Source organism: Allobosea sp. (assembly GCF_035944895.1).
Classification (GTDB): Bacteria; Pseudomonadota; Alphaproteobacteria; order Rhizobiales; family Beijerinckiaceae; genus Allobosea.
Map to the genome: position 1 here is coordinate 135943 of NZ_DASZAT010000016.1, position 24785 is coordinate 160727.

At 67.5% G+C, this 24785-nt stretch carries 29 protein-coding genes and 1 pseudogene; 6 read left to right on the plus strand and 24 right to left on the minus strand.

The features are described from left to right. Positions 1-7: 7 nt before the first annotated feature. Genes VGV58_RS27705 through VGV58_RS27740 form a run of 8 tightly spaced genes read right to left on the minus strand, consistent with a single transcriptional unit; the run spans position 8 to position 3639 of the window. The gene (locus VGV58_RS27705; RefSeq protein WP_326877287.1) at positions 8-649 is read right to left on the minus strand and encodes a DUF2460 domain-containing protein; all 642 of its coding nucleotides are present in this window, start codon (positions 647-649) and stop codon (positions 8-10) included. 33 nt (positions 650-682) lie between these two features. Continuing rightward, positions 683-1291, minus strand: coding sequence for a phage tail tape measure protein (locus VGV58_RS27710; protein WP_326877288.1), 609 nt, complete (start codon positions 1289-1291; stop codon positions 683-685). Next, the gene (locus VGV58_RS27715; RefSeq protein WP_326877289.1) at positions 1284-1526 is read right to left on the minus strand and encodes a phage tail assembly chaperone; all 243 of its coding nucleotides are present in this window, start codon (positions 1524-1526) and stop codon (positions 1284-1286) included. The genes VGV58_RS27710 and VGV58_RS27715 overlap by 8 nt, the downstream gene beginning before the upstream one ends. Beyond that, positions 1523-1876, minus strand: a complete 354-nt coding sequence (locus tag VGV58_RS27720) for a gene transfer agent family protein (protein ID WP_326877290.1) — start codon at positions 1874-1876, stop codon at positions 1523-1525. Before VGV58_RS27720 ends, VGV58_RS27715 begins: the two co-directional genes overlap by 4 nt. An 11-nt stretch (positions 1877-1887) precedes the next feature. Continuing rightward, the gene (locus VGV58_RS27725) at positions 1888-2298 is read right to left on the minus strand and encodes a phage major tail protein, TP901-1 family (protein WP_326877291.1); all 411 of its coding nucleotides are present in this window, start codon (positions 2296-2298) and stop codon (positions 1888-1890) included. A gap of 20 nt (positions 2299-2318) precedes the next feature. After that, a complete protein-coding gene (locus VGV58_RS27730; protein ID WP_326877292.1) occupies positions 2319-2729 on the minus strand; it encodes a DUF3168 domain-containing protein in 411 nt (136 codons plus the stop codon). Further along, a complete protein-coding gene (locus VGV58_RS27735) occupies positions 2726-3070 on the minus strand; it encodes a phage head closure protein (protein WP_326877293.1) in 345 nt (114 codons plus the stop codon). Before VGV58_RS27735 ends, VGV58_RS27730 begins: the two co-directional genes overlap by 4 nt. Continuing rightward, positions 3070-3639: a head-tail connector protein gene (locus VGV58_RS27740; RefSeq protein ID WP_326877294.1), complete on the minus strand. Its 570-nt coding sequence runs from the start codon at positions 3637-3639 to the stop codon at positions 3070-3072. The genes VGV58_RS27735 and VGV58_RS27740 overlap by 1 nt, the downstream gene beginning before the upstream one ends. A gap of 75 nt (positions 3640-3714) precedes the next feature. Between VGV58_RS27740 and VGV58_RS27745 the strand changes: the two genes are divergently transcribed. Next, entirely contained in the window at positions 3715-4488 is a 774-nt protein-coding gene (locus VGV58_RS27745; protein ID WP_326877295.1) for a S1 family peptidase, read from the plus strand. Between the two features lie 135 nt (positions 4489-4623). Next, the gene (locus tag VGV58_RS27750; RefSeq protein WP_326877296.1) at positions 4624-5421 is read left to right on the plus strand and encodes a S1 family peptidase; all 798 of its coding nucleotides are present in this window, start codon (positions 4624-4626) and stop codon (positions 5419-5421) included. A gap of 6 nt (positions 5422-5427) precedes the next feature. On the opposite strand, the gene VGV58_RS27755 is transcribed toward VGV58_RS27750, so the two are convergent. From VGV58_RS27755 to VGV58_RS27805, 11 genes and pseudogenes are all read right to left on the minus strand, one after another. Next, on the minus strand, positions 5428-6669 hold the full coding sequence (locus VGV58_RS27755) for a phage major capsid protein (RefSeq protein WP_326877297.1): 1242 nt from the start codon (positions 6667-6669) through the stop codon (positions 5428-5430). 60 nt (positions 6670-6729) lie between these two features. Continuing rightward, positions 6730-7230: pseudogene (locus VGV58_RS27760) on the minus strand (HK97 family phage prohead protease); the annotation flags it as partial. Beyond that, positions 7227-7397 carry a hypothetical protein gene (locus VGV58_RS27765; protein ID WP_326877299.1) on the minus strand — a complete coding sequence of 57 codons (171 nt, stop codon included), beginning with the start codon at positions 7395-7397 and terminating at the stop codon, positions 7227-7229. The gene VGV58_RS27765 and the pseudogene VGV58_RS27760, both read right to left, overlap by 4 nt. Further along, positions 7394-7594 carry a hypothetical protein gene (locus VGV58_RS27770; RefSeq protein WP_326877300.1) on the minus strand — a complete coding sequence of 67 codons (201 nt, stop codon included), beginning with the start codon at positions 7592-7594 and terminating at the stop codon, positions 7394-7396. Before VGV58_RS27770 ends, VGV58_RS27765 begins: the two co-directional genes overlap by 4 nt. Further along, the gene (locus VGV58_RS27775) at positions 7591-8763 is read right to left on the minus strand and encodes a phage portal protein (RefSeq protein ID WP_326877301.1); all 1173 of its coding nucleotides are present in this window, start codon (positions 8761-8763) and stop codon (positions 7591-7593) included. Before VGV58_RS27775 ends, VGV58_RS27770 begins: the two co-directional genes overlap by 4 nt. Before the next feature lie 32 nt (positions 8764-8795). Beyond that, positions 8796-10139, minus strand: a complete 1344-nt coding sequence (locus VGV58_RS27780) for a DNA-packaging protein (protein WP_326877302.1) — start codon at positions 10137-10139, stop codon at positions 8796-8798. Further along, entirely contained in the window at positions 10033-10443 is a 411-nt protein-coding gene (locus VGV58_RS27785; RefSeq protein ID WP_326877303.1) for a hypothetical protein, read from the minus strand. The genes VGV58_RS27780 and VGV58_RS27785 overlap by 107 nt, the downstream gene beginning before the upstream one ends. Positions 10444-10610: 167 nt before the next feature. Further along, a complete protein-coding gene (locus VGV58_RS27790; RefSeq protein ID WP_326877304.1) occupies positions 10611-11093 on the minus strand; it encodes a hypothetical protein in 483 nt (160 codons plus the stop codon). Positions 11094-11123: 30 nt separating this feature from the next. Next, entirely contained in the window at positions 11124-11705 is a 582-nt protein-coding gene (locus VGV58_RS27795) for an LOG family protein (protein ID WP_326877305.1), read from the minus strand. Then, positions 11702-13084 carry a M20/M25/M40 family metallo-hydrolase gene (locus VGV58_RS27800; protein ID WP_326877306.1) on the minus strand — a complete coding sequence of 461 codons (1383 nt, stop codon included), beginning with the start codon at positions 13082-13084 and terminating at the stop codon, positions 11702-11704. Before VGV58_RS27800 ends, VGV58_RS27795 begins: the two co-directional genes overlap by 4 nt. A gap of 88 nt (positions 13085-13172) precedes the next feature. Beyond that, entirely contained in the window at positions 13173-14708 is a 1536-nt protein-coding gene (locus VGV58_RS27805; protein ID WP_326877307.1) for a helicase HerA-like domain-containing protein, read from the minus strand. 150 nt (positions 14709-14858) lie between these two features. On the opposite strand from VGV58_RS27805, the gene VGV58_RS27810 reads away from it, so the two are divergent. The 4 genes from VGV58_RS27810 to scpA all read left to right on the plus strand — a co-directional run bounded on the left by VGV58_RS27810 (position 14859) and on the right by scpA (position 20404). After that, complete coding sequence (locus VGV58_RS27810) at positions 14859-15245, plus strand: DUF2267 domain-containing protein (protein ID WP_326877308.1); 387 nt, start codon at positions 14859-14861, stop codon at positions 15243-15245. A gap of 247 nt (positions 15246-15492) precedes the next feature. After that, positions 15493-17418 carry a methylmalonyl-CoA mutase subunit beta gene (locus tag VGV58_RS27815; RefSeq protein ID WP_326877309.1) on the plus strand — a complete coding sequence of 642 codons (1926 nt, stop codon included), beginning with the start codon at positions 15493-15495 and terminating at the stop codon, positions 17416-17418. After that, entirely contained in the window at positions 17415-18242 is an 828-nt protein-coding gene (gene thiD, locus VGV58_RS27820; RefSeq protein WP_326877403.1) for a bifunctional hydroxymethylpyrimidine kinase/phosphomethylpyrimidine kinase, read from the plus strand. Before VGV58_RS27815 ends, thiD begins: the two co-directional genes overlap by 4 nt. Then, positions 18239-20404: a methylmalonyl-CoA mutase gene (gene scpA / locus VGV58_RS27825; protein ID WP_326877310.1), complete on the plus strand. Its 2166-nt coding sequence runs from the start codon at positions 18239-18241 to the stop codon at positions 20402-20404. The genes thiD and scpA overlap by 4 nt, the downstream gene beginning before the upstream one ends. A 28-nt stretch (positions 20405-20432) precedes the next feature. Here scpA and VGV58_RS27830 read toward each other — a convergent pair whose 3' ends face one another. The 5 genes from VGV58_RS27830 to VGV58_RS27850 form a co-directional block, all read right to left on the minus strand. After that, positions 20433-20690 carry a hypothetical protein gene (locus VGV58_RS27830; protein ID WP_326877311.1) on the minus strand — a complete coding sequence of 86 codons (258 nt, stop codon included), beginning with the start codon at positions 20688-20690 and terminating at the stop codon, positions 20433-20435. 106 nt (positions 20691-20796) lie between these two features. Continuing rightward, complete coding sequence (locus VGV58_RS27835) at positions 20797-21585, minus strand: ABC transporter permease (protein WP_326877312.1); 789 nt, start codon at positions 21583-21585, stop codon at positions 20797-20799. Further along, positions 21582-22484 (minus strand): ABC transporter permease, encoded by a 903-nt coding sequence (locus VGV58_RS27840; protein WP_326877313.1) that lies wholly within the window; start codon positions 22482-22484, stop codon positions 21582-21584. The genes VGV58_RS27835 and VGV58_RS27840 overlap by 4 nt, the downstream gene beginning before the upstream one ends. After that, on the minus strand, positions 22481-23656 hold the full coding sequence (locus VGV58_RS27845) for an ABC transporter ATP-binding protein (protein ID WP_326877314.1): 1176 nt from the start codon (positions 23654-23656) through the stop codon (positions 22481-22483). Before VGV58_RS27845 ends, VGV58_RS27840 begins: the two co-directional genes overlap by 4 nt. Then, positions 23653-24747: a polyamine ABC transporter substrate-binding protein gene (locus VGV58_RS27850; protein ID WP_326877315.1), complete on the minus strand. Its 1095-nt coding sequence runs from the start codon at positions 24745-24747 to the stop codon at positions 23653-23655. The genes VGV58_RS27845 and VGV58_RS27850 overlap by 4 nt, the downstream gene beginning before the upstream one ends. Between the last annotated feature and the right edge of the window lie 38 nt (positions 24748-24785).

Sequence of the window (24785 nt, forward strand, 5' to 3'; positions counted from 1 at the left end):
GAAGCCTTCAGTCGGCGATCTCGACGATCGGGATTCTGGGAATGTCGCCGGCCTCGAAGGCCGACAGGTCGACCTCGATCGCATCGATGTCGAAGCGAACGGGCACGTCGAAGGCAAAGCCGGCGCTGACGACCGAGCCGGCCGGGGGAGCATGGCCGACCGCGAAGGTGATCAGCCCGCTGGCATGATCGCAGGAGACGACCGCCGGCTGCGGCTGCGCCGCGCCGTCGACGGCGATCAGCACCGTCCCCGCGACCGGCTTGGCGATGCGGCGGACATAGGGCGCGTGCAGGCCGCCATAGAGCTTGCAGAGCTGGAAGACGCGCGTCGCGCCGTCGCCGACGCCGATCTGCTGGTCGTTTGCCACGGGTGTCGCCGAAGGCGCGCAGCTCTTCCAGTCGAGCCGATCGCGCCAGCGGAAACCGTAGAGCCGGCCGCGCCGCTCCTCGAAGAAGGCGACGACCTCTGCCAAGCCGTCGAGCGTGCGGATGCCGAAGCCGGCATCATAGCGCCGGCGCGAATGGGCCCAGCGGCTGTTGCGGACCTCCCGGCCCGAAGCCAGCGTCACGACCTGGGTCAGCCGCTCCGGCCCACCGCGGGCGCCGCGCGCGATCCCTGCGGGAAAGCGCACCTCATGGAAGCCGCTCATGCCGCTTCTCCCTGTCCAGTCATGGTATGCGAATCAGAGCGCGCGATTGCCGCGCGCCACGGCCCGCGCGATCGCCGCCGAGACCTGGGCCTCGGAACGGCGGAAACTGTCGGCATCGGGCGTCGAGACCTGAACGGTGACGCTGACCGGGCGCCGATCACCACCACCGCCGGCCCGCACACCGAGCTTGCCGTCTGGGCCACGCGACAGCGGCATGATCGCCTCCGCCCCGCGCTCGCCCATCAGCCCGAGCCCGCGCCCCATGGCAAAATAGGAGGGTGCAGAGACGACGCCGCCATCGGCAAAGAAGGAGACCGGCGAGCTGCCGCCCCCGCCGCCAATGCCGCCGGTGAAGAGCCCGGCCAGGCTGTTGATCCCGGAGCCGAGCCAGCTCGATATCGTGTTCTGCAGCGGCTTCAGCGCCGATTTCAGCAAGCTCTGGCTCAGCGACGTGCCGATGCTGCGCAGCACGTCCTCGAAGCGCTTGCCCTCGATGATCCCACTGGCGAACGCATTGGTGATCGACTTGCCGAAGGCTTGCGCCGATTTTGACAGGCTCTGGGTCAGCGTGTTCAGCGAGCGCAAGCCGCCGACATCGAACGAGGAGGAGGACGAGGAGAAGGAATCGTCTTCGTCAGCCATCGGCGCGGCCTTTCCAATCATCGTCACGGGAAACGGGGTCCGGGTGGGCCTGCATCAGCGCGTCGAGCGTCGTGCGCGACGGCGCTTCGGCCTCAGGCGGGCGATAGGCCTCGATCGCGGCAAGAATCTCGTGCGGGCTCGCCGCCCAGAAGGCATCCGGCGTCCAGCGCAGGCGCCCGAGCCCGAAGGCCATCACCTCGCGCCAAGGGAAGGGAAACGCCGCCGGAGCCTTCAAGCCGCCGGCGGCGACGGAGGGCGGACATCCGTCCCCTCGTCCGACGGCGCGAAAGTCACGTCGAGCAAGGTGATCGCGGCCGCGATGGCGCCGTTGAGCCCACCATCGAAGGACAGCGCCGCGACCTCGTCCGTAGCCAGCGTGCCGCCGGCGCCGCGAAGCCCGGCGGAGAGGATGCGCGTGATGTCGCGGGCCGAGAGCCTGCCGGCGGCGAAGCGCTCGCCCAAGGCTGGCAAGTTCTCGACCGAGAACGCGTCCTCCAGCTCGGCGAGCGCGCCGAGGGTGAGCCGCATCGGCAGCGCTCGCCCCTCGACCATCAGAGCGATTTCACCCCTGTAGCGATTGACCATGGGGCCTCTCCTCAGGCGAGCGTGAAGGAGAGCTGACCCGCCGATTCCAGCGAGAGCTCGAAGGTCACCTCGGCGGCATGGTCGCCGCGATATTCGAGTGTCGAGAGCTGGAACGGCCCGGCGATCACGCCGAAATCGGGGACGATCACCTGCCAGTCGCGGATGGCGCCGTCGAAGAAGATCTGGCGTACCAGCGCATCCGAGGCCTCGTCCTTGAAGATGCCGGCGCCGCTGATGCTGGCGCGGCGCATGCCGGCTCCGGCCAGCAATTCGCGCCAGCGCCCGGCCGACTCGGCATGGGTGACGTCGACCGCCTCGGCATTGAAGGCGATCTGGCGGGCGCGCAGGCCCGCCACGGTGACGAAGCTGCCGCCGGCATCAGCGGCCTTGAGCAAGAGATCCTTGCCTTTCTGGGCAGGCATGGGCGGTCCTTTCCTGGAGGTCAGAGCGCTTCGGTGACGGCCCGGAAGGTCAGCGTCACCGTCGGCAGATGGGTCTTGGGATCGCGGGCAAGCTTCGAGGACAGCCAGCCGAGATTGATCAATCGATGGCCTTCCGGCGCGAGCGCCGCGCCCTCCAGGCTGGCGACGATGCGGGCGGCTACCTCGAGCGCCTTGCGCGAGGAGGCGCTCTCCCCGGCCCAGACGACGAGCGAGAGCTTCTGCTCGCAGCCGCGGTCGCTGCCGGTCGACCAATCCTCGGCCGTGACCTCGCCATGGACGACGTAGAGCCCGCTCGCGGCACGCGGCGGCTCGTCGTGGATGCGTCCGGCACCGATCAGTGCCGTCAGCCCGATGTCGGAGGAAAGATGCGCGTGGATGGCGCTCCGCAATGGGAGGATGGCGTCGCTCATCGGCTCACCTCCTCGACCAGGCAGACAAGACGCCGGCGGCCGCCATCGGGATCGCCGACCGCGTGGATGTCGAAAACCTGGTCGCCATCGCGCAGGCGCTGGCCGGCATCGACGCCGGCACGCCAGCGCAGGGTGATGCGGTGGCTCGCCGCCTGCTCCGGCCGCTCGCCGCGCCAGCGCTCATTGCCCGAGAGCCATTCGACCTGTGCCCAGACCGCAGCGACAGTCTCGAAGCCTGTGAGCCGACCGCCGGCACCGTCCGGCGTCTCGACGGGGGCCTCCAGCAGCAGCCGACGGCGCAATGCGCCAACGGGGCGCGTCTTGCCGGCCTCCCTGATCATCACAGCCTCACGCGACGAAACGGGGCGACGAGCGCAGCGATCTCGGCCGGCAGCCGGGCGGCGTCGCGGCTGACCACGTCGCCGCGATGCTCGAACCAGCGGCAAGCCAACCGGAGCACGGCCTGCCGCAGCGGCGCCGGGACCGTGTCGCGCGTCGCGCCGAAGCCGGCGACGAGGTCGATCTCGATCGCGGCACGCGCACGACCGGGCGACGAAACCGGGCCGACGATCGCGATCAAGGGCGGGTCGGAGCCTTCGACCAGCATCAGCGAAGACGATGCAACGGCCAGCGCAGGACCACTCGCGGGATAGGCGCGCGCCACCGTGAGGCTGCGCACCGGCGAGAGCGGCAGGCGGATCTCGCCACTTTGCGGCCAGGCATCGAGGACGATTCGCCAGCCCTGCTCGATCAGCAGACGGCCGGACGCCGCCTCGATCATCAGCCTGGCCGCCGTGATCAAGGTACCGAGCAGCTCGTCCTCGTCGGCAGCGAGGATGCGCAGGAAATCCTTGGCTTCCGACAGCGAGACCGGCTCGATGGCCGGCGGCGTCAAAGCGAGCGGCGTCATGATCTCTCCTCTTTTCCGGTTTGAACGGCACCGGCGATGCGCTATCGAGCCCAGCCCGACAGCGGAGACGGCTCGATGCGTGGCAGAACGGCGATTGCTCTGGCGGCCCTGGCGACGGCATCTGCCGCGGCCTACCCCGCCTCGGCCGTGGTCGGCGGGCGCGAAGGCGGGCCTGTCGCCGGTGCGACCGTGATGGTTCTCAATGCGCGCGGCGGCGTCTGCACCGGCATCGTGCTATCGCGCCGCGCCATCCTCACCGCCGCCCATTGCGCCGATGCCCGCATCGACCTGCGCATCCACTGGCGCGAAGGCGGCGAGCCGGTCCTGGTCGAGCCGGCGGCGATCGCGCTGCATCCGGAATTCAACGCCAAATCCGTCACCAACCGGCAGCGCTCGATCGACCTCGCCTTGGTCAGGCTCAGCACGCCTTTGCCGGCGCGCTTCTCGACCGCGACGCTGGTCGATGGCGGCCTGCCGCGCGCCGGCTCGCCGGTGACGCTCTCAGGCTACGGCGTCGCGCGTGAGGGCGATGCAAAGACGACCGGCACCTATCGCTCCGCCGCGCTTGCCACCGTCGAGCCTTACGGACCCGGCAAGATCCTGCTCTGGGCCTCAGATCCGGCGACCGGCGGCAAGCGCCCGGGCGCCGGAGCCTGCCAGGGCGATTCCGGCGGGCCGATCGTCGCAGGCTCGGACGGCGTCGTCGCCGTCTCGAGCTGGTCGACCGGCCCCTCCGGCAAGCAATGCGGCCTGCTCAGCCAGGGCGTGCTGGTCGCGCCGCAACGCAGCTGGATCGACCGGACGCTGTCGGGCTGGGGCGAGAGCGCCGACTGGGCTACCGCCCCCTGACATCCCGATCACGCGAAGAGCACTGGACTGCGGCGCAGCAAACCCTAGACTGGCACCATGGCAATGACGGCCTCGACCAAGATGACTTTGAAGCGCGCAGCGACCGTCGCAATCGCTTTTTGTACCGCGCTGCAAATGACCGTACCGGCTCAAGCCGTGATCGGCGGCGTGACCTCGCGCGCGGTTGACGGCGTGCGCGCCTCGACCTTGCGGGTCGAAACCAGCCGCGGCGAGCTCTGCTCCGGCGCTGCGATCTCCTCCGAGCTCGTGCTGACGGCAGCCCATTGCCTGATGACCGGCGGCTCGGTGCGCGTGATCAGCCTCGACAAGCGCTTCCGCAATCGCACTCATATCGTCGCAGCGGTCCTGCCGCATCCGACCTTCGTGCCCGGCACGACGCCGCGTACGCAGCCCGGCGCGGACCTCGCGCTGCTGCGCCTCGCCACGCCGCTGCCGGCCGACATCCAGCCGCTGACGCTCGGCAGTGGCCTGTGGCAGGGCGAGACCGTCACCATGGCCGGCTTCGGCCTCGCCTCCGAGACGAACAAGAAGACTGCGCGCACGCTGCGCGAAGTCACCCTGGTCAACGCCGGCAACTACACCACCGCCAACACGGTCAAGGTCGCGGTCGATACCGAGAACCGAGGCGAGATCCTCGGTGCCGGCGCCTGCCGCGGCGATTCCGGCGGACCGGTGCTGCGAGGCCCGCCCGGATCGCGCGATCTCGTCGGCATCGTTTCCTGGTCGAGCGGGCCGCTGAGCTCGCGCGTCAAGATGATCTGCGGCGGCTTCACCGCGATCACCCCGATCAACGATCATCGCGCCTGGATCGCCGAGGCGAGCGAGCGGCTGCTCAATTACGGCGACGAACCACGCCGGGCGAGCGAAGATGCACGCCCGAGCGCGAGCTACAGCTGGTGGTTTGGCCGCTAGCGCGGATCAGGCCGAGAACTTCAGCCCCTTGATCGCGGCGAAATCCTGCACGCCGCCGCCGACGCGCTTGGTCGTGTAGAACAACACATGCGGCTTGGCGGAATAGGGATCGCGCAGGATGCGCACACCCGCCCGGTCGACGACGAGATAGCCACGGCGGAAGTCGCCGAAAGCGATCGAAACCGAATCCGTGGCGATGTTCGGCATATCCTCGGCCTCGACGACCGGGAAGCCGAGCAGCGTCGCCTGAGCGCCCGCCGCGGCCGGCGGCTGCCAGAGATACTGGCCGGTCGAGTCCTTGAACTTGCGCACCGCGGCTTGCGTCTTGCGGTTCATCACGAAGCTGGCGTTCTGGCGATAGCCGGCCTTCAACGCATAGACGAGATCGACCAGGATGTCGGACGGGTTCGAGGCGGCGAAGGCGCCGGCGACGCCGGTCTTCAGCGTGCCGATATTGCCCCAGCTCCAGCTCGTGTCGGCCACGGTCGGATAGGCGAGGAAGCCCTTGGGCTTGTCGACGCCATCACCGTTGACGAAGGCAGCCCCCTCCTGCTCGGCGAAAGCGCTCTCGACCTCCTCGGCGATCCACTGGTCGATATCGACGATGGCGTCGTCGAGCAGGGTCTGCGTCGCCGCCGGCATGGCGTAGAGCTCCATTGCCGGGAAGGAGAGCTCGGCCAAAGTCGGCGTGCCGGTCTGCGGACGCGCCGCCGTCTCCGCTACCCAGCCGGAGGCCGGACCGGTGGTCGAGAACGCCTTCTTGTAGGTGCCGGAGGAGATGGTGCGCACCGTCGCGATCGAACGGATCGGCGACACCGTCGCGAGGCGACGCAGGATCTCGCCCTCGACGGCCGAGGGCGCGAGATAGCCGCCATCCGGACCGGAACCGGCCGAAAGGGCCTTGGCCTCCAGCCGCTTCAGCCCGGTCGCCTCGCCATGTCGGACGTAAGCCGCGAAGGCGGCTTTGTGTTCAGCCACGGCCGGATCACGATCCTCGCTCGCGCCCAGAGCCGGACGGCGGCTGTCGAGGCTCAGCCGGTCGAGCCGGCGGCGGGTCTCGTCGAGCGCATCGTCGAGGCGGGCGAGCTTCTCGCCGGTGAGCACGTCGCCGCCCATGCGGGTCTCGAGCTCGGCCAGGCGCTCGTCATTGGTGGCGCGATAGGCCTCCAGCGTGTAGCGCAGATCGTCATAGATGGCGGCGGCCTCGCCGATCGCCTTGGTCTCGGGAGCCTGGTTCAGCGCAGTCATGGAATCTCCTGTGGTTCTGCGGCTTCAGGTGGATTTTCAGGCAAAGGCGGAATGGCAGGGCGGGCGCAGCGCCTTGACGACGCTGACCCGGGCCTGCGGCAGCATCGGGAAGGTGACGAGCGAGATCTCCCAGAGGTCGACCTGCTCCAGCCGGCGCAGGCCGGTGCGTGGCTCGCTACGGGCGCGCTGCGAGCGAAAGCCGATGGAGAGCCCGTCGACGGCGCCGTCGCGCATCAGCGCATGCAGTTCGCGGGCCCGCGCTACGGCGAGCGAGAGCCGGCCGCGGACATAAAGGCCACGCGAATCCTCGCGCAGCTCGAGCCAGCGGCCGATCGGCTGCGTCGGATCATGCTGCCAGAGCATCCGGATGCCAGCAGCTCCGCGGCGGGCGAGACTATCGCGGAAGGCACCGGGCTCGACCACGTCCTTGCCGAGATCGGCGATGCGGAACAGGCTGGCATAGCCCTCGAAAGCGCCGTCCGGCTCGATCCGGGCCAGCGGCTGCGCCAGAAACTTGGCTTCGCGTGCCAACACGGGATAGCCGGGAGCAAAGGCTTTCATCGTGCCCCTCCCCGCCCGCCACGGCCGGTGGCGTCGAGCTGCCCGAGCGTCTCGAAGAAGCGGCCGAACACCTCGCGCGGCGGACGGACGGGACGCGGCGCGGCCACGCCCGATCTGACAGCGGCCGGAGCCGGCCTGGGCGGCGATTTGCCACCGGTCTTGCTCATGAATCCCCTCCCTCATAGCGGGCGTTGAAGCGGGCTAGTTCACGCACGAACTCGTCGAAGCGTCGGTTGGCGGCGATCAGCTCGCGCAAAGCGAAGAGGGCGAGGCCCGAGGCACAGAAGGCCCAGAGCAGCAGCGCGAGATGGCCGAGATCGCCGCGTGCGACGATCCCCGCCGCGGCTTCGTCGAACGGACTCATGACGACACCTCCCCGCGGCCATAGCCGACCGCCTCGCGTTTCTCGTCCTCGCTGAGGAAACCGGCGGCAGAGACCCGTCGCCAGAGCGATTCCCGCTCATCCGCCAGCGCCTCGACCGCATCGAGATCGGGCTCGAGGCTGAGCGCATCGCCGAAAGCCGGGCCGAGCCATTGCGCCAGCGACTGCGCAGTGCGCCTGACCAGCGGGATCAAGGTCTGGCGCCAGAAGGCGCGGTTGGCCTCGGCGAAATTGGCGTGGGTGTTGTCGCCGGGCTGGCCGAGCAGCAAAGGCGGCACGCCGAAGGCGAGCGCGATCTCGCGCGCCGCGACGCCCTTGGCGGCGACAAAGTCGAGCTCGGCCGGTGACAGCGACAGCGGCTTCCAGTCGAGCCCGCCTTCGAGCAGGAGCGGGCGCCCGGCATTGCGCGCGCCCTGGAAACCGTCCTCCAGCTCCTGTTTCAGCCGCTCGAACTGGGCTTCGGTCAGCGTGCCGCCTTCGGGGCCGTCATAGACCAGTGCGCCGGACGGCCTGGCAGCATTGTCGAGCAGCGCCTTGTGCCAGCTGCCTGCAGCATTGTGGACGTCGAGCGAGCAGGCGGCCGCCTCGACCGGCGAGAGGCCGTAATGGTCGTCGACCGGATGGAACAGCGACAGGTGCAGGATCGGCGGCAGCGCGCCCTCGTCCTGGCGGAAGCGGATCGTCTGCGCGCCGACGGTATAGTCATAGGCCTCAGGCCAGCCGTCGCGACCGGGAACGACCCGCATCCGGTCGGGCCGGAGCGCATAGAGCTCGCGCGGCTCGCGGCCGATGCTCGCAGCCTCGACATAGGCATTCCCGGCGACGAGCAGATGGCCATAGAGCATCTCGCGGAAGGCGATGCCGCCCTGGCGCGGATTGGGCCGCTCGATCAGCGCCAGCGCCGGATGCTCCGGCATCTCGCGCCCGCCGACCTTGGCGATCAGCTGCGTCTGCGCCGCCGCCTCGGCGATCAGCCGGACGCAGCGATGCACCACCGGATTGCGCTGATAGCCCTCCCTTGCGAGGGCGCCATAGTCGCGCGGCGTCCAGACCGGGCGACCGGCCTCGTGCAGGGCGATCAACGGCCCGACGCGCGAGCGCTTCTGTTCCGGCGCGGCAGGGCCGCGCAGGCTGCGAAGGAAATTGAGCATGGATTTCTCGCTATTGTTGCGATCGCCGGGCGCTAAAGCCCCCTCACCCGCGGCCGGCCCTTCGGCCCGAGCATCAGATGCGTCAGTGCCCAGACCAGTGCGTCGAGCCGGTCGGGCGAGCGGCCGGAACTCAGACCGGTCGGCCCAAAGTCACACATCTCGTCCTCCAGCGCCGGAAAGGCGCCGGCATGGCGCACGCGCCCCTGCGCATAGAGCGCCGCCACCGGTTCGGCCCTGAGGAATTTTCCGCGCGAAGCCCTGACCGGCGTCACCGGCACGCCCGGATCGACCTCGCGGATGACGCTTGTCGCCATCTCGCCGCCCTGGTTGACCTCGACGACCAGCACATCGGCCTCAAGCCGGCGATAGATCGCGACGGCGGCAGCGGCCCATTCATGCGGCCTGGCGCCGGCGAGCGTCGCATCCGCCAGCACATGGCCGAGGCCGTCGCGATCAATGCCGGCCGCGACGAGCCCGCAAGAATCTGCCCGCTTCGACGAGGAGGCCGGCGGATCGATCGCCACAACGATCCGAGCCAGCGGCGGTGCTTCCCGCTCGCGACAGTCCTCGATCAAGGCTCGGCTCCAGAGCGCGTCGGCGCTCTCCTCGACGATCTCGCCTTCGAGCTCCTGCCGGCCGAGCCGCGTGCCGCCATAGGCTTGGCTCACGCTGTCGAGGAAGCTCTGTGCCAGGTTGAAGCGGTTGGCACGGGTTGCCGCGCGACTGACAGCGACGCGCGGGTCGTCGAGCAGCCGCTTGATCAGCGGTAGCGGGCGCGGCGTTGTCGTCACCACCTGGCGTGGTCGCTCACCGAGCCTCAAGCCGAGCTGAAGCATGTCCCAGGTCTCCTGAAGGTTCGGCCATTTCGCCAGTTCGTCGGACCAGGCCGCGCCGAATTGCGGTCCGCGCAAGCCTTCCGGGTCTTCGGCTGTGAACACCTGCGCGATCGCGCCATTGCCCCATTCGAGCCGGCGCCGCGACGGCGACCAGACCGGCTTCTCCCAGCGATGATGGATTGCCAGCAGCCCGGAGACGCCCTCGATCATCACGTCACGAACTTGAGCCTGCGTCTCACCGACGAGGGCGATGCGGCCGACGGGTTCACTGGCGATCGGAGCCAGCCCCAGCGCCATCCCTCTGACCCATTCGGCACCGGTCCGTGTCTTACCGGCGCCACGACCGCCAAGGACAAGCCAGGTCCACCAAGGCGGCAGGCGACGGGACTTCTGGTCGGGCCGCCCGTAGTAGGTCCACTCCTGATCGACGAGCCTAACCAGCTCCGGGGGTAGACCCGGCAGCAGCTTGAGGAACAGCTTCACCTGCGTGGTCGGCGATAAGGCGTTCCATGCGTCGTGCCAGCTCTCGGCGAAGCTCATCGACCCGGCGCAATCCTTCGGCGGGGCTGGGGTCATCGTCGGCCTTTCCTCCCTCCCCCGCTGCGGCAGAATCCAGCGCGACCAGCTCGCGTACGGTGCGGGCCAGGGTCGCCAGCGTCTTGGCGTCGGTTTCGCTCGCGGCGGTGCCGGCCGGCAATTCGGCCAGATGCGCCTCATGCGCTTCGAGCTGCGTCTGCGCCGCCTTCCAGAGCTTGCCGATCACGGCCTTGCGGCCGCCGCTCCGTGCAGGCTTGCGCTTCGCCGCCGGCCGGGCTGGGGCGCTCTCATCAGTCTCATCGGTCATCGGAAACCTCGGCCCGGCCCGGACACGCAAAAGCCGCCGGCTGGGCAGCGCGGCGGCTTCGTTCGTCTCAGGCGCAATTCGTGAGCGTTCCTGATCTCTATCCGATCAGCGTCACGATGTCAAGGACAAAATTCCTATCTCATTTTCAGATTGCATGGTGTGGCTTGTCACGCTGGCCGAGAGGGTAGCGGCCCGAGCGGGTTCCATTCGACACCAGCCAGCAGCATATTCAAGCGCATTGCCAAATTGAGAACGTAAGCTGACCGCTCAATGTCCCTGTCGAGATTATCGATATTATAGGGCTTCTGCTTTTTGCCTGACATTATCGAATAATCACCATCGGCCGATGCGACACCTAGTCCGTGCGCAAGGAAATTGCGATCCTCGGCCCACAAGCGACATACACTGGACAGCTCTTTGATCAGCAGAGTTTTCTCCTCAGAAACGCTCTTGCGCCCAGCAGACTTTACAAGAAGATCAACCTTCTTCCGCATATCGAGAACCAATGTAAGATCGATCTGATCCTCCGGATCCGATATCTTGAAAACAAAATTCAAGCAGTACCCAACAAAATTATCAGCAGCACCCCAGTTCAAAACGATCTTTCCTACCTTCGCAAATTGCTCCTCTGAAAGACCATGATGATACAAAGTCGCCCCCCTCCAGCATAAACAAAGGCATCAAACCTCCGTCTTCTCCACCCATTTGATCTGGGTCTGCGGCTTGTAGGCCTCCATCTTGTCGAGCAGCGCCGCCGGGTCGGTCTCCATCATCGCCATGTCGCGATGGGCCTGCCACATGAAACCGGCCTTCGTGGTGTTGTCGAGGAAGGCGGCGAGCGCATCGTAGAAGCCGTCGATATTGAGAAAGCCGAGCGGCTTGCCGTGGATGCCAAGCTGGCTCCAGGTCCAGATCTCGAAGATCTCCTCGAAGGTGCCGATGCCGCCCGACATGGCGATGAAGCCATCGGAGAGCTCGGCCATGCGCGCCTTGCGGATGTGCATGGTCTCGACCACCTCGAGCCGGGTCAGCTTGTTGTGGCCGACCTCCTTCTCGCGCAGCGCCCGCGGGATCACGCCATGGACCTCGCCGCCGGCTTCGAGCGCGGCATTGGCGACGATGCCCATCAGGCCGACGGCACCACCACCATAGACCAGCGTCAGGCCACGCCGGGCGATGGCAGTGCCCATGGCGCGGGCGCCCTCGGCATGGACGGGATCATGGCCCGGGCTCGAGCCGCAGAAGACACAAACGGATTTCATGAGGCGAGTTCTTGCAAGATGCGGGCCCAGGAGCGCTGGCCCTTGTGGAAGGAGGAGAGGTCGTATTTTTCGTTCGGCGAATGGACGCGGTCGTCGTCGAGGCCGAAGCCGACGAAGAGCGTGTCGAGCCCGAGCGTGCGCTTGAAGTCGCCGCCCACCGGGATCGAGCCGCCGCTGCCGATCGAGACGACACGGCCACCCCATTCCTCTGCGAGAGCCTTGCGCGCCTTCTGCAGCACGGGGGAATCGACCGGTACGGCCAGCGCCGGCGAGCCGGAATGGCTGATGAACTCGGCGGTCACATCCTCCGGCAGGCGCTCGCGCACGAACTGGTGGAAGGCGGCGGTGATCTTCGCCGGGTCCTGATCGCCGACGAGGCGGAAGGAGACCTTGGCCGAGGCCTTGGCCGGGATGACGGTCTTGCTGCCCTCGCCGGTATAGCCACCCCAGATGCCGTTGACGTCGCAGGTCGGGCGCGACTGGATCTGCTCGATGAGCATGCGGCCCTTCTCGCCGATCGAATGCTTCAGCCCGATCTGCCCGAGGAATTCCTTCTCGGTCAGGTTGAGATCGGCCCATTCGGCCTTCTGCGCATTGGTCGGCTCGTGCACGCCATCATAGAAGCCGGGGATGGTGATCCGGCCGGTTTCGTCATGGATCTCGGCGACGATCTTGGTCAGCACATGGATCGGATTCGCGGCCGCGCCGCCGAACAGGCCGGAATGCAGGTCGCGGTCGGCCGCGCTCAGGCGCACCTCCTGGTAGACCATGCCACGCAGCGTCGAGGTGATCAGCGGCGTGACGCGGTCCCACATGCCGGTATCGCAGACCAGCGCGAAATCGGCCTTCAGCTCGGCGGCGTTGGCCTTGATGAAGCCCGGCAGGTTGACCGAACCGGATTCCTCCTCGCCCTCGACCAGGATGGTCAGGCCGATCGGCAGGTCGCCGGTCTCGGCGAGCGTGGCGCGGATAGCCTCGATGAAGGTCATGACCTGACCCTTGTCGTCGCAGGCACCGCGGGCAAGGATCACCCTGCGCCCGGGCTCGATCTCCTTGACGGCCGGCTTGAACGGGTCGTTGTCCCAGAGCTCGAGCGGATCGACCGGCTGGACGTCGTAATGGCCATAGAACAGCGCATGCGGAGCGCCGGGCTTCGGGCGATGCGCCAGCACGACAGGATGGCCGCCGGTCTCGCGCAGCTCGGCCTTGAAGCCGAGGCCTTCAAGATCGGCGCGCAGCCATTCGGCCGCCTGGCGAGTCTGCGGATCGAAGGCCGGATCGGTCCCGATCGAGGGGATTTCGAGCCAGGACGACAGGCGCGTCAGCGAAGCATCGAGATCGGCGTCGAGGCGGGAGAGGATGGCGGGAAGCTGGGACATGGCGCTCACTGGAGGCTGATTCCGGTGGCGCCATCATGCCCAGTCGCGCGTCGGATGCCAGCCATCCGCGCGCATGACGGCAGACCGATTACCGCCGCCCGCCGGTCAACGACCCGAGCACGCCGCGCAGGATGGCGGTACCGACCTGCCGGCCGATCGAGGTTGCGGCCGAACGCGCCGCCGAGGTGATGATCTTCTCGGTCATGCTCTGCGGCAGCGGGCCGCCGCGGCTGCCCGGACCGGTCTTCGGACGCTCCTTCGGACCGCCGAGCCAGCCGCCGATCGTGTCGAGGATGCTGCCGCCCCCTTCGGTCGAAGCCTCGACCGGCGAACCGTCGGGCTTCAGCCCCTTGCGCTTCATCAGCTCTTCATAGGCCGACTCCCGGTCGACCATGGTGTCGTACTTGCCGGTGAAACCGGAGTCGCGCATGCACTGCGCCCGCTCCTGCGGCGTGACCGGGCCGACCTGCGCCATCGGCGGGGCGATCAGCGCACGCTCGACCATGGTCGGCGAGCCCTTGCCTTCCAGCGTCGAGACCAGGGCCTCGCCGACGGCGAGCTGGGTGATCGCCTGCTCGGTGTTGATCTTCGGGTTCTGCCGGAAGGTTTCGGCCGCAGCCCTGACCGCCTTCTGGTCGCGCGGGGTGAAGGCGCGCAAGGCGTGCTGGACGCGGTTGCCGAGCTGGGCCAGCACGGTGTCGGGGATGTCGAGCGGGTTCTGCGTGACGAAGTAGACGCCGACGCCCTTGGAGCGGATCAGGCGCACCACCTGCTCGACCGCAGTCAGCAGCGCCTTTGGCGCGCCGTTGAAGAGCAGGTGCGCCTCATCGAAGAAGAAGACGAGCTTGGGCTTGTCGAGGTCGCCGACTTCCGGCAGCTGCTCGAACAGCTCGGAGAGCAGCCAGAGCAGGAAGGTGGCGTAGAGCCTGGGATTGGCCATCAGCTTGTCGGCGGCCATGATGTTGACGATGCCGCGGCCGTCGCGGTCGGTCTTCATCAGGTCGTTGATGTCGAGCGCCGGCTCGCCGAAGAACAGGTCGCCCTTCTGGTTCTCCAGCACGAGCAGAGCGCGCTGGATGGTGCCGACCGAGGCGGAGGTAACGTTGCCGTATTTGGTCGTCAGCTCCTGCGCATTCTCGGCGATGAAGGACAGGATCGCGCGCAGGTCCTTCAGGTCGAGCAGCAGCAGCTTCTGCTCGTCGGCGATGCGGAAAGCGATGTTGAGCACGCCTTCCTGAGTGTCGTTGAGGTCGAGCAGGCGCGCCAGCAGCAGCGGCCCCATCTCCGAGATCGTGGCGCGGACCGGATGGCCCTGCTCGCCGAACACGTCCCAGAACACGGTGGTGAACTGGTCGGGCTGGTATTTGAGCTTGAGTTCCTCGGCGCGCTTGACGAAGGGCTGCTTGGAATTGCCGGGCGCGGCGATACCGGAGAGATCGCCCTTGATGTCGGCGGCGAAGACCGGCACGCCGTGCTTCGCAAACCCCTCCGCCAGCACCTGCAGCGTCACCGTCTTGCCGGTACCGGTCGCGCCGGTGACGAGGCCGTGGCGGTTGGCGAGCTTGAGCAGCAGCACCTCCGGCTTCTCGCTCTTGCCGATCAGGATCGTGCCGTCATCCGCCATGGTCGCGCCTGTTCCGTTGCCATAAGGTCGTGGACAGGGTGTAGCGAACCGAGACGTTGGGCGGAAGCATGAAGATCGCTTCCATCGCCGATAGTTTATGTATAAACTATTTTCAGAGCATCAGTAGGCTCGTCATAAGAGGACCGCACAATGGAAGAACTGATCTCCCGCATCATGGCTGCTTCGGGCCTTGACGAGTCGCTGGCGAAGAAGGCGATCGGCATCATCCTCGCCTTCCTGCAGAAGGAAGGCCCCGCGGCCGAGATCGGCCAGCTGATGGCGGCGCTGCCGGGCGCACAGGAGCTTGCCGAAGCCGAAGGCGGCGCCAAGGGCGGGCTGATGGGTGCGATCGGCGGCCTGATGGGTGGCGGCGGGGGCGTGATGGCGCTCGGCGGCCAGCTGATGGGCGCCGGCCTGTCGATGGGCCAGATCCAGAGCGTCTCGAAGGAGATGTTCGCCGTCGGCCGCGAGCAGGCGGGCGAGGACACCATGGGCGCGATCGTCGGCGCGATCCCGGGCCTCGGCCAGTTCGTCTGAGTCGACGTATCCAGCACGAGATATGATGACGCCGCCCCTATCGGGCGGCGTTTTTGTTTGCGGGCATAGGAGTTCCCTGTCGCGGGGATAGGCATTTCGGCACGGCTTTCCGACCAAGGGGGCATTTGCGTTCGCGCCGAGCCGTGGCAATCAGGACTTCGCGGTTGCACAATGGGCCGCCAACCGGCGTGTGTTCCACCGCCTGACGGAAATGGCGGGAGGAACGCGTGCAAGGAGTTCGCTGCTGATGACCTCGACAGTCCTCGCCGACCTGCCCTTCATGGACGCCTTCGCCACGCCGGGCGAAGCGCAGTGGCGCGCCGCGGTCGACAAGGTGCTGAAGGGCGCCGATTTCGAGAAGAAACTGGTCGGGCGGACGGCTGACGGTGTCCGGATCCAACCGCTCTACGAGGCCGCCGCCGAACAGGGCAGCCGCCCGCTGCGCGCTGAGGCCGGCCGCTGGCGCGTCGCGGCACGCGTCGATCATCCGGATACGACCGAAGCGGCCAAACTCGCCCTCGCCGAGCTGGAAGGCGGTGCCGATTCCCTGACTCTCGCTTTCGCTGGCGCGCCCGCGGCGCGCGGCTTCGGCCTCACGGCAACGACGGTCGAAGCGCTCGATGCAGCGCTCGACGGCGTGATGCTCGACCTTGTCCGCATGCGCATCGACCCTGCCCCCGGCGGCCGCAAGCAGGCGCTGCTCCTGGCCGATCTGGTCGAGAAGCGCGGCCATGCCCCCTCCTCGCTCCAGATCGATTTCGGCATGGAGCCGATCGGCGTTCTGGCGAGCTCCGGCGCGCTCGCCGTGCAATTGCCCGAGCTCGGCAAGCGCATTGCCGAGACCATCGTCACGCTGAAATCCCGTGGCTTCACGGGCCCGTTCCTCGCCGCCGATGGCCGGATCTGGCATGAGGCCGGCGCGACCGAGGCGCAGGAGCTCGGCGCCGTGCTGGCAACTGCGGTGACCTATCTGCGCCTGCTGGAAGCTGAAGGACTACCGCTTGCCGAGGCACGCGACGCCATCTCCTTCACCCTCGTTGCTGATGCCGACGAGTTCGTCACCGTCGCCAAGCTGCGGGCCGCGCGCCTGCTCTGGGACCGGGTGCAGCGCGCCTGCGGACTCGATCCTAAGCCCGTCTTCATCCATGCCGAGACCGCCTGGCGCTCGCTGACCCGGCGCGACCCTCACGTGAATCTGCTGCGTGGCACCATCGCTGCGTTCTCGGCCGGTATCGGTGGCGCGGATTCGATCGGCGTCCAGCCCTTCACCGCCGCGCTCGGCCTGCCCGACGGCTTCGCCCGGCGCATTGCGCGCAATACCCAGCTGATCCTGCTCGAAGAGGCCAATCTCTGGCGCGTCGCCGATCCGGCGGCCGGCGCCGGCGGCTTCGAGGCGCTGACGCAGGCGCTGTGCGAGCAGAGCTGGCGCAAATTCCAGGACCTTGAGGCGGAAAGCTCCGGGGACCTGACCGGCATCGTCGGTGCGCTCGCCAACGGCCATATCCAGAAGGGTCTCTCGCGCGAGCGCGACGCGCGGACCAAGGCGATCGCGACCCGGCGCGAACCGATCACCGGCACCAGCGAGTTCCCGAACCTGTCGGAAGCCTCGGTCTCGGTGCTGGCGCCGCCGCCCGCTGCTTCCACCGAACGCACCGGTAGCGGCGATGCGATCACCGTCGAGCCCCTGCCGAGCAGCCGCCTGGCCGAGCCGTTCGAGGCGCTGCGCGCCAGCGCCGACATCGCCGAAGCCGCCGGCGAGCGGCCGAAGGCCTTCCTCGCCACGCTGGGCTCGATCGCCGGCTTCACCGCCCGCGCCGGCTTCGCCCGCAACCTGTTCGAGGCCGGCGGCATCGCCGCACCTTCCGGCGACGGCTTCGCCAAGGCGGGCGCGACCGATCTCGACGCGCTCGTCGCGGCTTTCCGCGCTTCCGGCGCAAAGCTCGCCTGCCTGTGCGGCTCCGACGAAGCCTACGCCGCCGAAGCGACCCTCACCGCGACGACACTGACGGCAGCCGGCGCGACGGTCTGGCTCGCCGGCCGTCCCGGCGAACAGGAGGCGGCGCTGCGCGAGGCTGGGGTGACGAACTTCGTCTTCGCCGGCTGCGACGCCATCGCGGTGCTGCAGGATGCGCTGGCGATCGCCATATCCCCTGTCAGCACCAGCAAGGGATAAGCATGCCGATCGCCCTCACCATCGCCGGCTCCGACTCCAGCGGCGGCGCCGGCATCCAGGCCGACCTCAAGACCTTCGCCGCGCATCAGGTCTATGGCGCCAGCGTCATCGTCGCGCTGACCGCGCAGAACACCACCGCGGTGACTGCGATCCATCCGGTGCCTGCCGATTTCGTCGCCGCGCAGCTCGACGCCGTCTTCGACGATCTCAAGGTCGATGCGGTCAAGATCGGCATGCTCGCCACCGCCGAGCTGATCGAGACCGTCGCCGACGGGTTGGAACGCCACAACGCCAAGAACATCGTGCTCGACCCGGTGATGATCGCGGCCTCCGGCGGACGCCTCTTGCAAGAGGACGCGATCGAGGCGCTGAAGCGCCGCCTGCTGCCGCTCTGCACGATCGTCACGCCGAACCTGCCCGAGGCGGCTGCCCTGCTCGGCACCGCCATGGCGGAGACGGAGGACGCGGCAGCCCAGCAGGCAGAGGCGCTGCTCGCGTTCGGCCCGGCCAATGTCCTGGTCAAGGGCGGCCACGGCACCGGTGACGACAGCGTCGACATCCTGATCGGCAAGGACGGTCGCCGCGAGCGCCTGGTCGCGCCGCGCATCGCCACGCAGAACACCCACGGCACCGGCTGCACGCTCTCCTCCGCGATCGCCTCGGGCCTTGCCCATGGCATCGCCCTCAACGAGGCAGTGGCACTGGCCAAGCGCTACATCTCGGCCGCGATCGCGGCCTCGGACGCGGTCAAGGTTGGCCACGGCCACGGGCCGGTGCATCATTTCCACCATTGGTGGGACAGGCCAGACGGGAGCAAGCCATGACCGCGATCCCGGATTTCACGAAGCTCGCCTTCGCCGACACGGCAGGCGCCGCGGCCACTCCGCAGAGCACGGGCGAGCTCTGGCAGACGCCGGAGGATATCCCGGTCAAGCCGCTCTACACGGCCGCGGATCGCGACGGGCTGCCCTTCGTCGACACGCTGCCGGGCATCGCGCCCTATCTGCGCGGCCCCTACCCGACCATGTACGTCAACCAGCCCTGGACGATCCGGCAATATGCCGGCTTCTCCACGGCCGAGGACTCGAACGCCTTCTACCGGCGCAACCTCGCCGCCGGCCAGAAGGGGCTCTCGGTCGCCTTCGACCTCGCCACCCATCGCGGCTATGACAGCGACCATCCGCGCGTCGGCGGCGATGTCGGCATGGCCGGCGTCGCGATCGATTCGATTTACGACATGCGCACGCTGTTCTCCGGCATCCCGCTCGACCAGATGAGCGTGTCGATGACGATGAACGGCGCCGTCCTGCCGGTGCTGGCGCTCTACATCGTCGCGGCGGAAGAACAGGGCGTGCCGGCGGCCAAGCTCTCGGGGACCATCCAGAACGACATCCTCAAGGAGTTCATGGTCCGCAACACCTATATCTACCCGCCCTCGCCCTCGATGCGGATCATCGGCGACATCTTCGCCTACACCTCGGCGAACATGCCGAAATTCAACTCGATCTCGATCTCCGGCTATCACATGCAGGAGGCCGGAGCGACGCAGGACCTGGAGCTCGGCTACACCCTCGCCGACGGCGTCGAATATATCCGCGCCGGCCAGCAGGCAGGTCTCGGTGTCGATGTCTTCGCGCCGCGGCTCTCCTTCTTCTGGGCCATCGGCATGAACTTCTTCATGGAGGTGGCGAAGCTCCGGGCGGCCCGTCTGATCTGGGCCAAGCTGGTCAAGGATTTCGGGGCGCAGAACGAGAAGTCCCTGCCGCTGCGCACCCATTGCCAGACCTCCGGCTGGTCGTTGACGGCGCAGGACGTGTTCAACAACGTGCCGCGCACCATGATCGAGGCGATGGCGGCGACGCAGGGGCACACCCAGTCGCTGCACACCAACGCCCTCGACGAGGCGCTGGCGCTGCCGACCGACTTTTCCGCCCGCATCGCCCGCAACACCCAGATCGTGCTGCAGCAGGAGAGCGGCACAAATCGGATCATCGATCCCTGGGGTGGCTCCTATTATGTCGAGCGGCTCACCGCCGAGCTCGCCGCCAAGGCCTGGGGCCATATCCAGGAAGTCGAGGCGCTTGGCGGCATGGCCAAGGCGATCGAGGCCGGCATCCCCAAGCTCAGGATCGAGGAAGCCGCCGCCAAGACGCAGGCGCGCATCGATGGGCGCCAGCAATCGATCATCGGCGTCAACATCTACAAGCCCGAGAACGAAGCGGCGATCGACGTGCTCAAGGTCGACAACGCCTCGGTCCGCGCCCAGCAGCTAGACAAGCTCCGGCGGCTCAAGGCCGAGCGCAATGAGGCGGAGACGCAAGCCGCCCTCACCGCTCTCACCAACGGCGCGCAGGGCAACGGCAACCTGCTCGACCTCGCGGTCAAGGCGGCGCGGGCCAAGGCGACGGTCGGCGAAATCTCGCTGGCGATGGAAAAAGTCTTCGGGCGCCACCGCGCCGAGATCAAGGCAATCTCGGGCGTCTACAAGCGGGAGGTCGGCGAGATGAACCCTGCCGTGACGCGCGTGCAGTTGATGTGCGAGGCCTTCGAGGAAGCCGACGGACGCCGCCCGCGCATCCTCGTCGCCAAGATGGGCCAGGACGGACACGATCGCGGCCAGAAGGTGATCGCCTCGGCCTTCGCCGATCTCGGCTTCGACGTCGATATCGGCCCGCTCTTCGCCACGCCCGACGAGGCGGCGCGACAAGGCGTCGAGAACGACGTCCACATCATCGGCGTCTCCTCGCTGGCGGCGGGCCATCTGACGCTGGTGCCGGAGCTCAAGGCTGCACTCGCCAAGGCGGGCCGGCCCGACATCATGATCGTGGTCGGCGGCGTGATCCCGCCGCAGGATTTCGATGCCCTGATTGCGGCCGGCGCCTCGGCAATCTTCCCGCCCGGCACGGTCATCGCCGATGCGGCCGAGAAGCTGCTGGAGGAGCTCAACCAGCGGCTGGGCTACACACAGAAAAGCGCGGCGGAGTGATCCGCCGCGCTGCGCTCATTTTCAGGCCTCACCACTCGCGCCAGCGGCGATAGTAGCGCGGCGGCGGAGGCGGCGGTGGGCCGTAGAAGCGCGGGCCGTCATAGTGGCGGCGCCAGCGCGGCACGCCCCAGTAGCCATAGGTGGGCGGCGCGCGCCAGCCATAGCCGGGACCGTCATAATAGGCCTGCTGGATCAGGACACCGGCCTGCGCCTCGCTGGGCGATGCCGCGCTGATCCCGAGCGCGGCGGCAGCGATGAGGCCGGCAGAAGCGAGAGTGCGAAACATCGTGATGTCTCCTTGTGCCGGAGCGGAAAGGCTTCCCGCTCTGGCACGCACTATCGCGCTCTCAGGCTGAACCGGTTTTGAGCGGGATGTTCAGCGGGCGTTTAGCTCAGCGCCCCGCCAGCGCGTCCCGCTTCATCAGCAGCGACGCCCCGATCACCGCGACAGCCACCGCCGCGATCATGATCGTGCAGGCGGCGTTGATCTCGGGCGTTACACCCAGCCGGATCGCCGAATAGAGCCGCATCGGCAAGGTCGTCGCGCCCGGGCCGGTGGTGAAGCTCGCGATGACGAGGTCGTCGAGCGAGAGCGTGAAAGCCAGCATCCAGGCGGCGGCGACCGCCGGCCAGATCAGCGGCAGCGTCACCGTCCGGAAGGTTTCAACCGGGGTCGCGCCGAGATCGCGCGCTGCCTCTTCGAGCGAGCGATCGAAGCCGGCGAGCCTAGCCTGCACGACGATGCAGGCGAAGCCGAGGCTGAAGGTCGCGTGGGCGATGACGACAGTCCAGTAGCCGCGCTCGACATCGCCAGCGACGAAGAGCAGCAGCAGCGACAGGCCGGTGATCACCTCCGGCATCACCAGCGGCGCCATCACCATGCCCGAGAACAGAGTGCGCCCCACGAAGACCCGGTAGCGCGCCAGCGCCAGCGCCGCCAGCGTCCCCAGCACCGTCGCCAAAGTCGCCGAGACCAGCGCGACCCGGATCGTCAGCCAGGCTGCGTCGAGCAGGGGTTCGTTGCGCAGAAGAGCGCCGTACCAGTGCGTCGAGAAGCCGCCCCAGACCGTCACCAGCCGCGAGGCATTGAAGGAATAGGCGACCAGCGCGACGATCGGCAGGTAGAGGAAGGCGAAGCCAGCGACGAGCGCGGCGAGATGGAAGGCTCCAAAGCGCCTCATCGGGCCGCCCCCCTCGCCCGCTGCAGCAGCATCAGCGGCAGGACGAGGACGACGAGGAGCACGATCGCCACGGCCGAGGCCAGCGGCCAGTCGCGGTTCGAGAAGAACTCGTTCCAGAGCACCTTGCCGACCATCAGCGTGTCGGAACCGCCAAGCAGATCGGGGATGACGAACTCGCCGATCGCCGGAATGAAGACCAGAGCCGAGCCGGCGAGGATGCCAGGGATCGAGAGCGGCAGAGTCACTGTCAGGAAGGTTGTCAGCGGCGGCGCGCCGAGATCGGAGGCCGCCTCCAGCAAGGCGCCGTCGAGCTTCTGCAAGGTCGAAAACAGCGGCAGCACCATGAAGGGCAAATAGGAATAGACCATGCCGATCAGCACAGCCGCGTCGGTGTTGAGCAGGCGCAGGGGCTCAGCTGTCAGCCCGATCCCCATCAGCGCCATGTCGAGCAGGCCGTCTGGCCGCAGGATGCCGATCCAGGCGTAGACGCGGATCAGGAACGAGGTCCAGAACGGCAGGATGACGAGGACGAGCAGGATGCCCTGCCAGCGCTTGGGCGCCAGCGCCATCGCATAGGCGAGCGGATAGCCGATCGCGAGCGCGATCAGCGTGGTCAGCGCCGAGATGCGTAGCGAGGAAAGATAGCTCTGCCAGTAGAGCGGGTCGTCGCCGAGCAGGCGGAAATTCTCGATATCGAGCGCGCCGAGGAACTCGCCAAGCCGGCTGAAGCCGGGGAAATGCGGCGCATAGGGCGGCTGGTCGGTCGCAGCGTCCGAGAGCGCGATTCGGAGCACGATCACGAAGGGCGTGAGGAAGAAGGCGATGAGCCAGAGATAGGGAATGGCCGCCACCAGGAGACCGCGCCCCGTCCCACTGGCTCGGGGAACCGGCGTGCTCACGACGCCAGCACCATGCTGGCCTCGACGTCCCAGGAGAGCCAGACCTTGTCCTCCCAGGCGAAGGGCCGCTCGATCCGCCGCGTGCGATTGGTCAGCGAGACCTTGAAGAGCTTGCCCCCCTCGCCGCCGACCATGACCTGGACCATGGTCATGTCGCCGAGATAGCCGATGTCCCAGATCTCGCCCGCGACCTTGTTGACGCCCTGCGCGGGCTCGTCATGGCTGAGCGCGATCTTCTCGGGTCGCAGGCCGATGGTGAGCGCATCACCCGGCCGGCAGCTCGGCGCATCCTCGTCGAGCTCGATCACGCCGACGGGCACGTTCTCCAGCGTGATGAGGTCACCTTCCACAGTGGTGACACTGCCCTCGATCAGGTTGATGTCGCCGACGAACTCCGCGACGAAGCGGCTGGACGGCGCCTCGTAGATCAAATCGGGCGGCGCGATCTGCCGCAACCGGCCATGATCCATCACCGCCATGCGATCGGCCATGGTCATGGCCTCGTCCTGGTCGTGCGTGACGACCATGAAGGTCAGGCCGAGATCGGCCTGCAGGTCCATCAGCTCGTATTGCGTCTCTTCGCGCAGCTTCTTGTCGAGCGCGCCGAGCGGCTCGTCGAGCAGAAGCAGCTTGGGCTGCTTGACCAAAGCGCGGGCGAGCGCGACGCGCTGGCGCTGGCCGCCGGAGAGCTGGTCCGGCCGGCGCTTCTCCATGCCCTTGAGGCGAACCCGCCCGAGCATCGCCTCGACGCGCGCGGCGATCTCCGCCTTGGGCAGGCCTTCGCGCTTCAACCCATAGGCGATGTTGTCGCCGACCGAGAGATGCGGGAACAGCGCATAGGACTGGAACATCATGTTGACCGGCCGCTGGTGCGGCGGCACGGCGGTGATGTCGACGCCGTCGAGCAGGATCTCGCCCTCGTCGGGCTGCTCGAAGCCTGCGAGCATGCGCATCAGCGTGGTCTTGCCGCAGCCGGATGGGCCCAGCAGCGCGAAGAACTCGCGCTGATGGATCGCAAGCGACAGCCGGTCGACCGCGACCACCGCGCCGAAGCGCTTGGTAACATTGCGGAACTCGACCAGCGGCTTGGCCGCGGGATCGTTCCAGGGCTGGAAGTCGCGCCGGACACTCCCCGGCGAGGCGCGCCTTCCACCCGCCTCCGGCCTGTTCACCTGCCGCTCTTGACGCGGGTCCACAGCCGGTTGACCACCCGCTGCGTCTTCTGGTCGTAAGGCGTGATCGTGTAGAGGCGGCTCATCACCGCATCGGTCGGATAGATGCCGGGATTGTCGCGGACCTCGGCCGAGAGTAGCGGCTTCGCGGCGAGATTGCCGTTGGCGTACTGGATGAAGTCCGAGTTCTTCGCCGCCATCTCCGGCCGGTTGACGAAGTCAATGAACTGCAGGGCCGCGTCGGGATTGCCGGCATCCTTCGGGATCACAAAGGAATCGAACCACATCAGCGCGCCTTCCTTCGGGATCACATAATTGATCTCGACCTTGTTCTTGGCCTCGACCGCGCGCTTGCGAGCCTGCAGCACGTCGCCGGAGTAGCCGACCGCCAGGCAGATATCGCCATTGGCGAGCGCATTGATGTATTCTGACGAATGGAATTTCTGGATGTGCGGGCGGATCTTGCGCAGCAACTCGCCGGCTTTTTCGAGGTCAGCTTCCTTCTTCGAATCGGGATCGAGCCCGAGATAGCGCAGCGCCGCCGGGAACATCTCCTCGACCGCGTCGAGCACATGCACGCCGCAATTGGACAGCTTCTTCAGCTTCTCCGGATCGAAGACGATGCTCCAGCTGTCGATCACGGCGTCGTTGCCGAGCCGTTCCTTGATCTTGGCGGTGTTGTAGCCGATCCCGGTGGTGCCCCACATGTAGTTCACGGCGAACTTGTTGCCGGGATCGTATTTGGCCAGCCGCTGCTTGATCTCCGGCCAGGCGTGCTTGAGGTTTTGCACCTTGGCGGTGTCGATCGGCGTGTAGAGCCCGATCGGGATGTGTCTCGGCAGGAAGGAAGCGGTGACGACGACGAGGTCGTAGCCGGTCTTGCCGGCGAGCAGCTTGGTCTCGACCGTCTCCATCTGGTCGAAGGTGTCGTAAACGACGGTGATGCCGGTCTCTTTCTTGAAGGCGTCGAGCACCTCCGGATTGACGTAGTCCGACCAGTTGAAGATGCGCAGTTCCTTGTTTTCCTGCGCCCCAGCCGGGCCTGCCGCAAGAGCGAGCCCGAGAGCCGCCGCAGCGGCCAAGCTATGCATAACCGACGTCAAAGTGCGCAATCTGCCCCTCCTTTAGA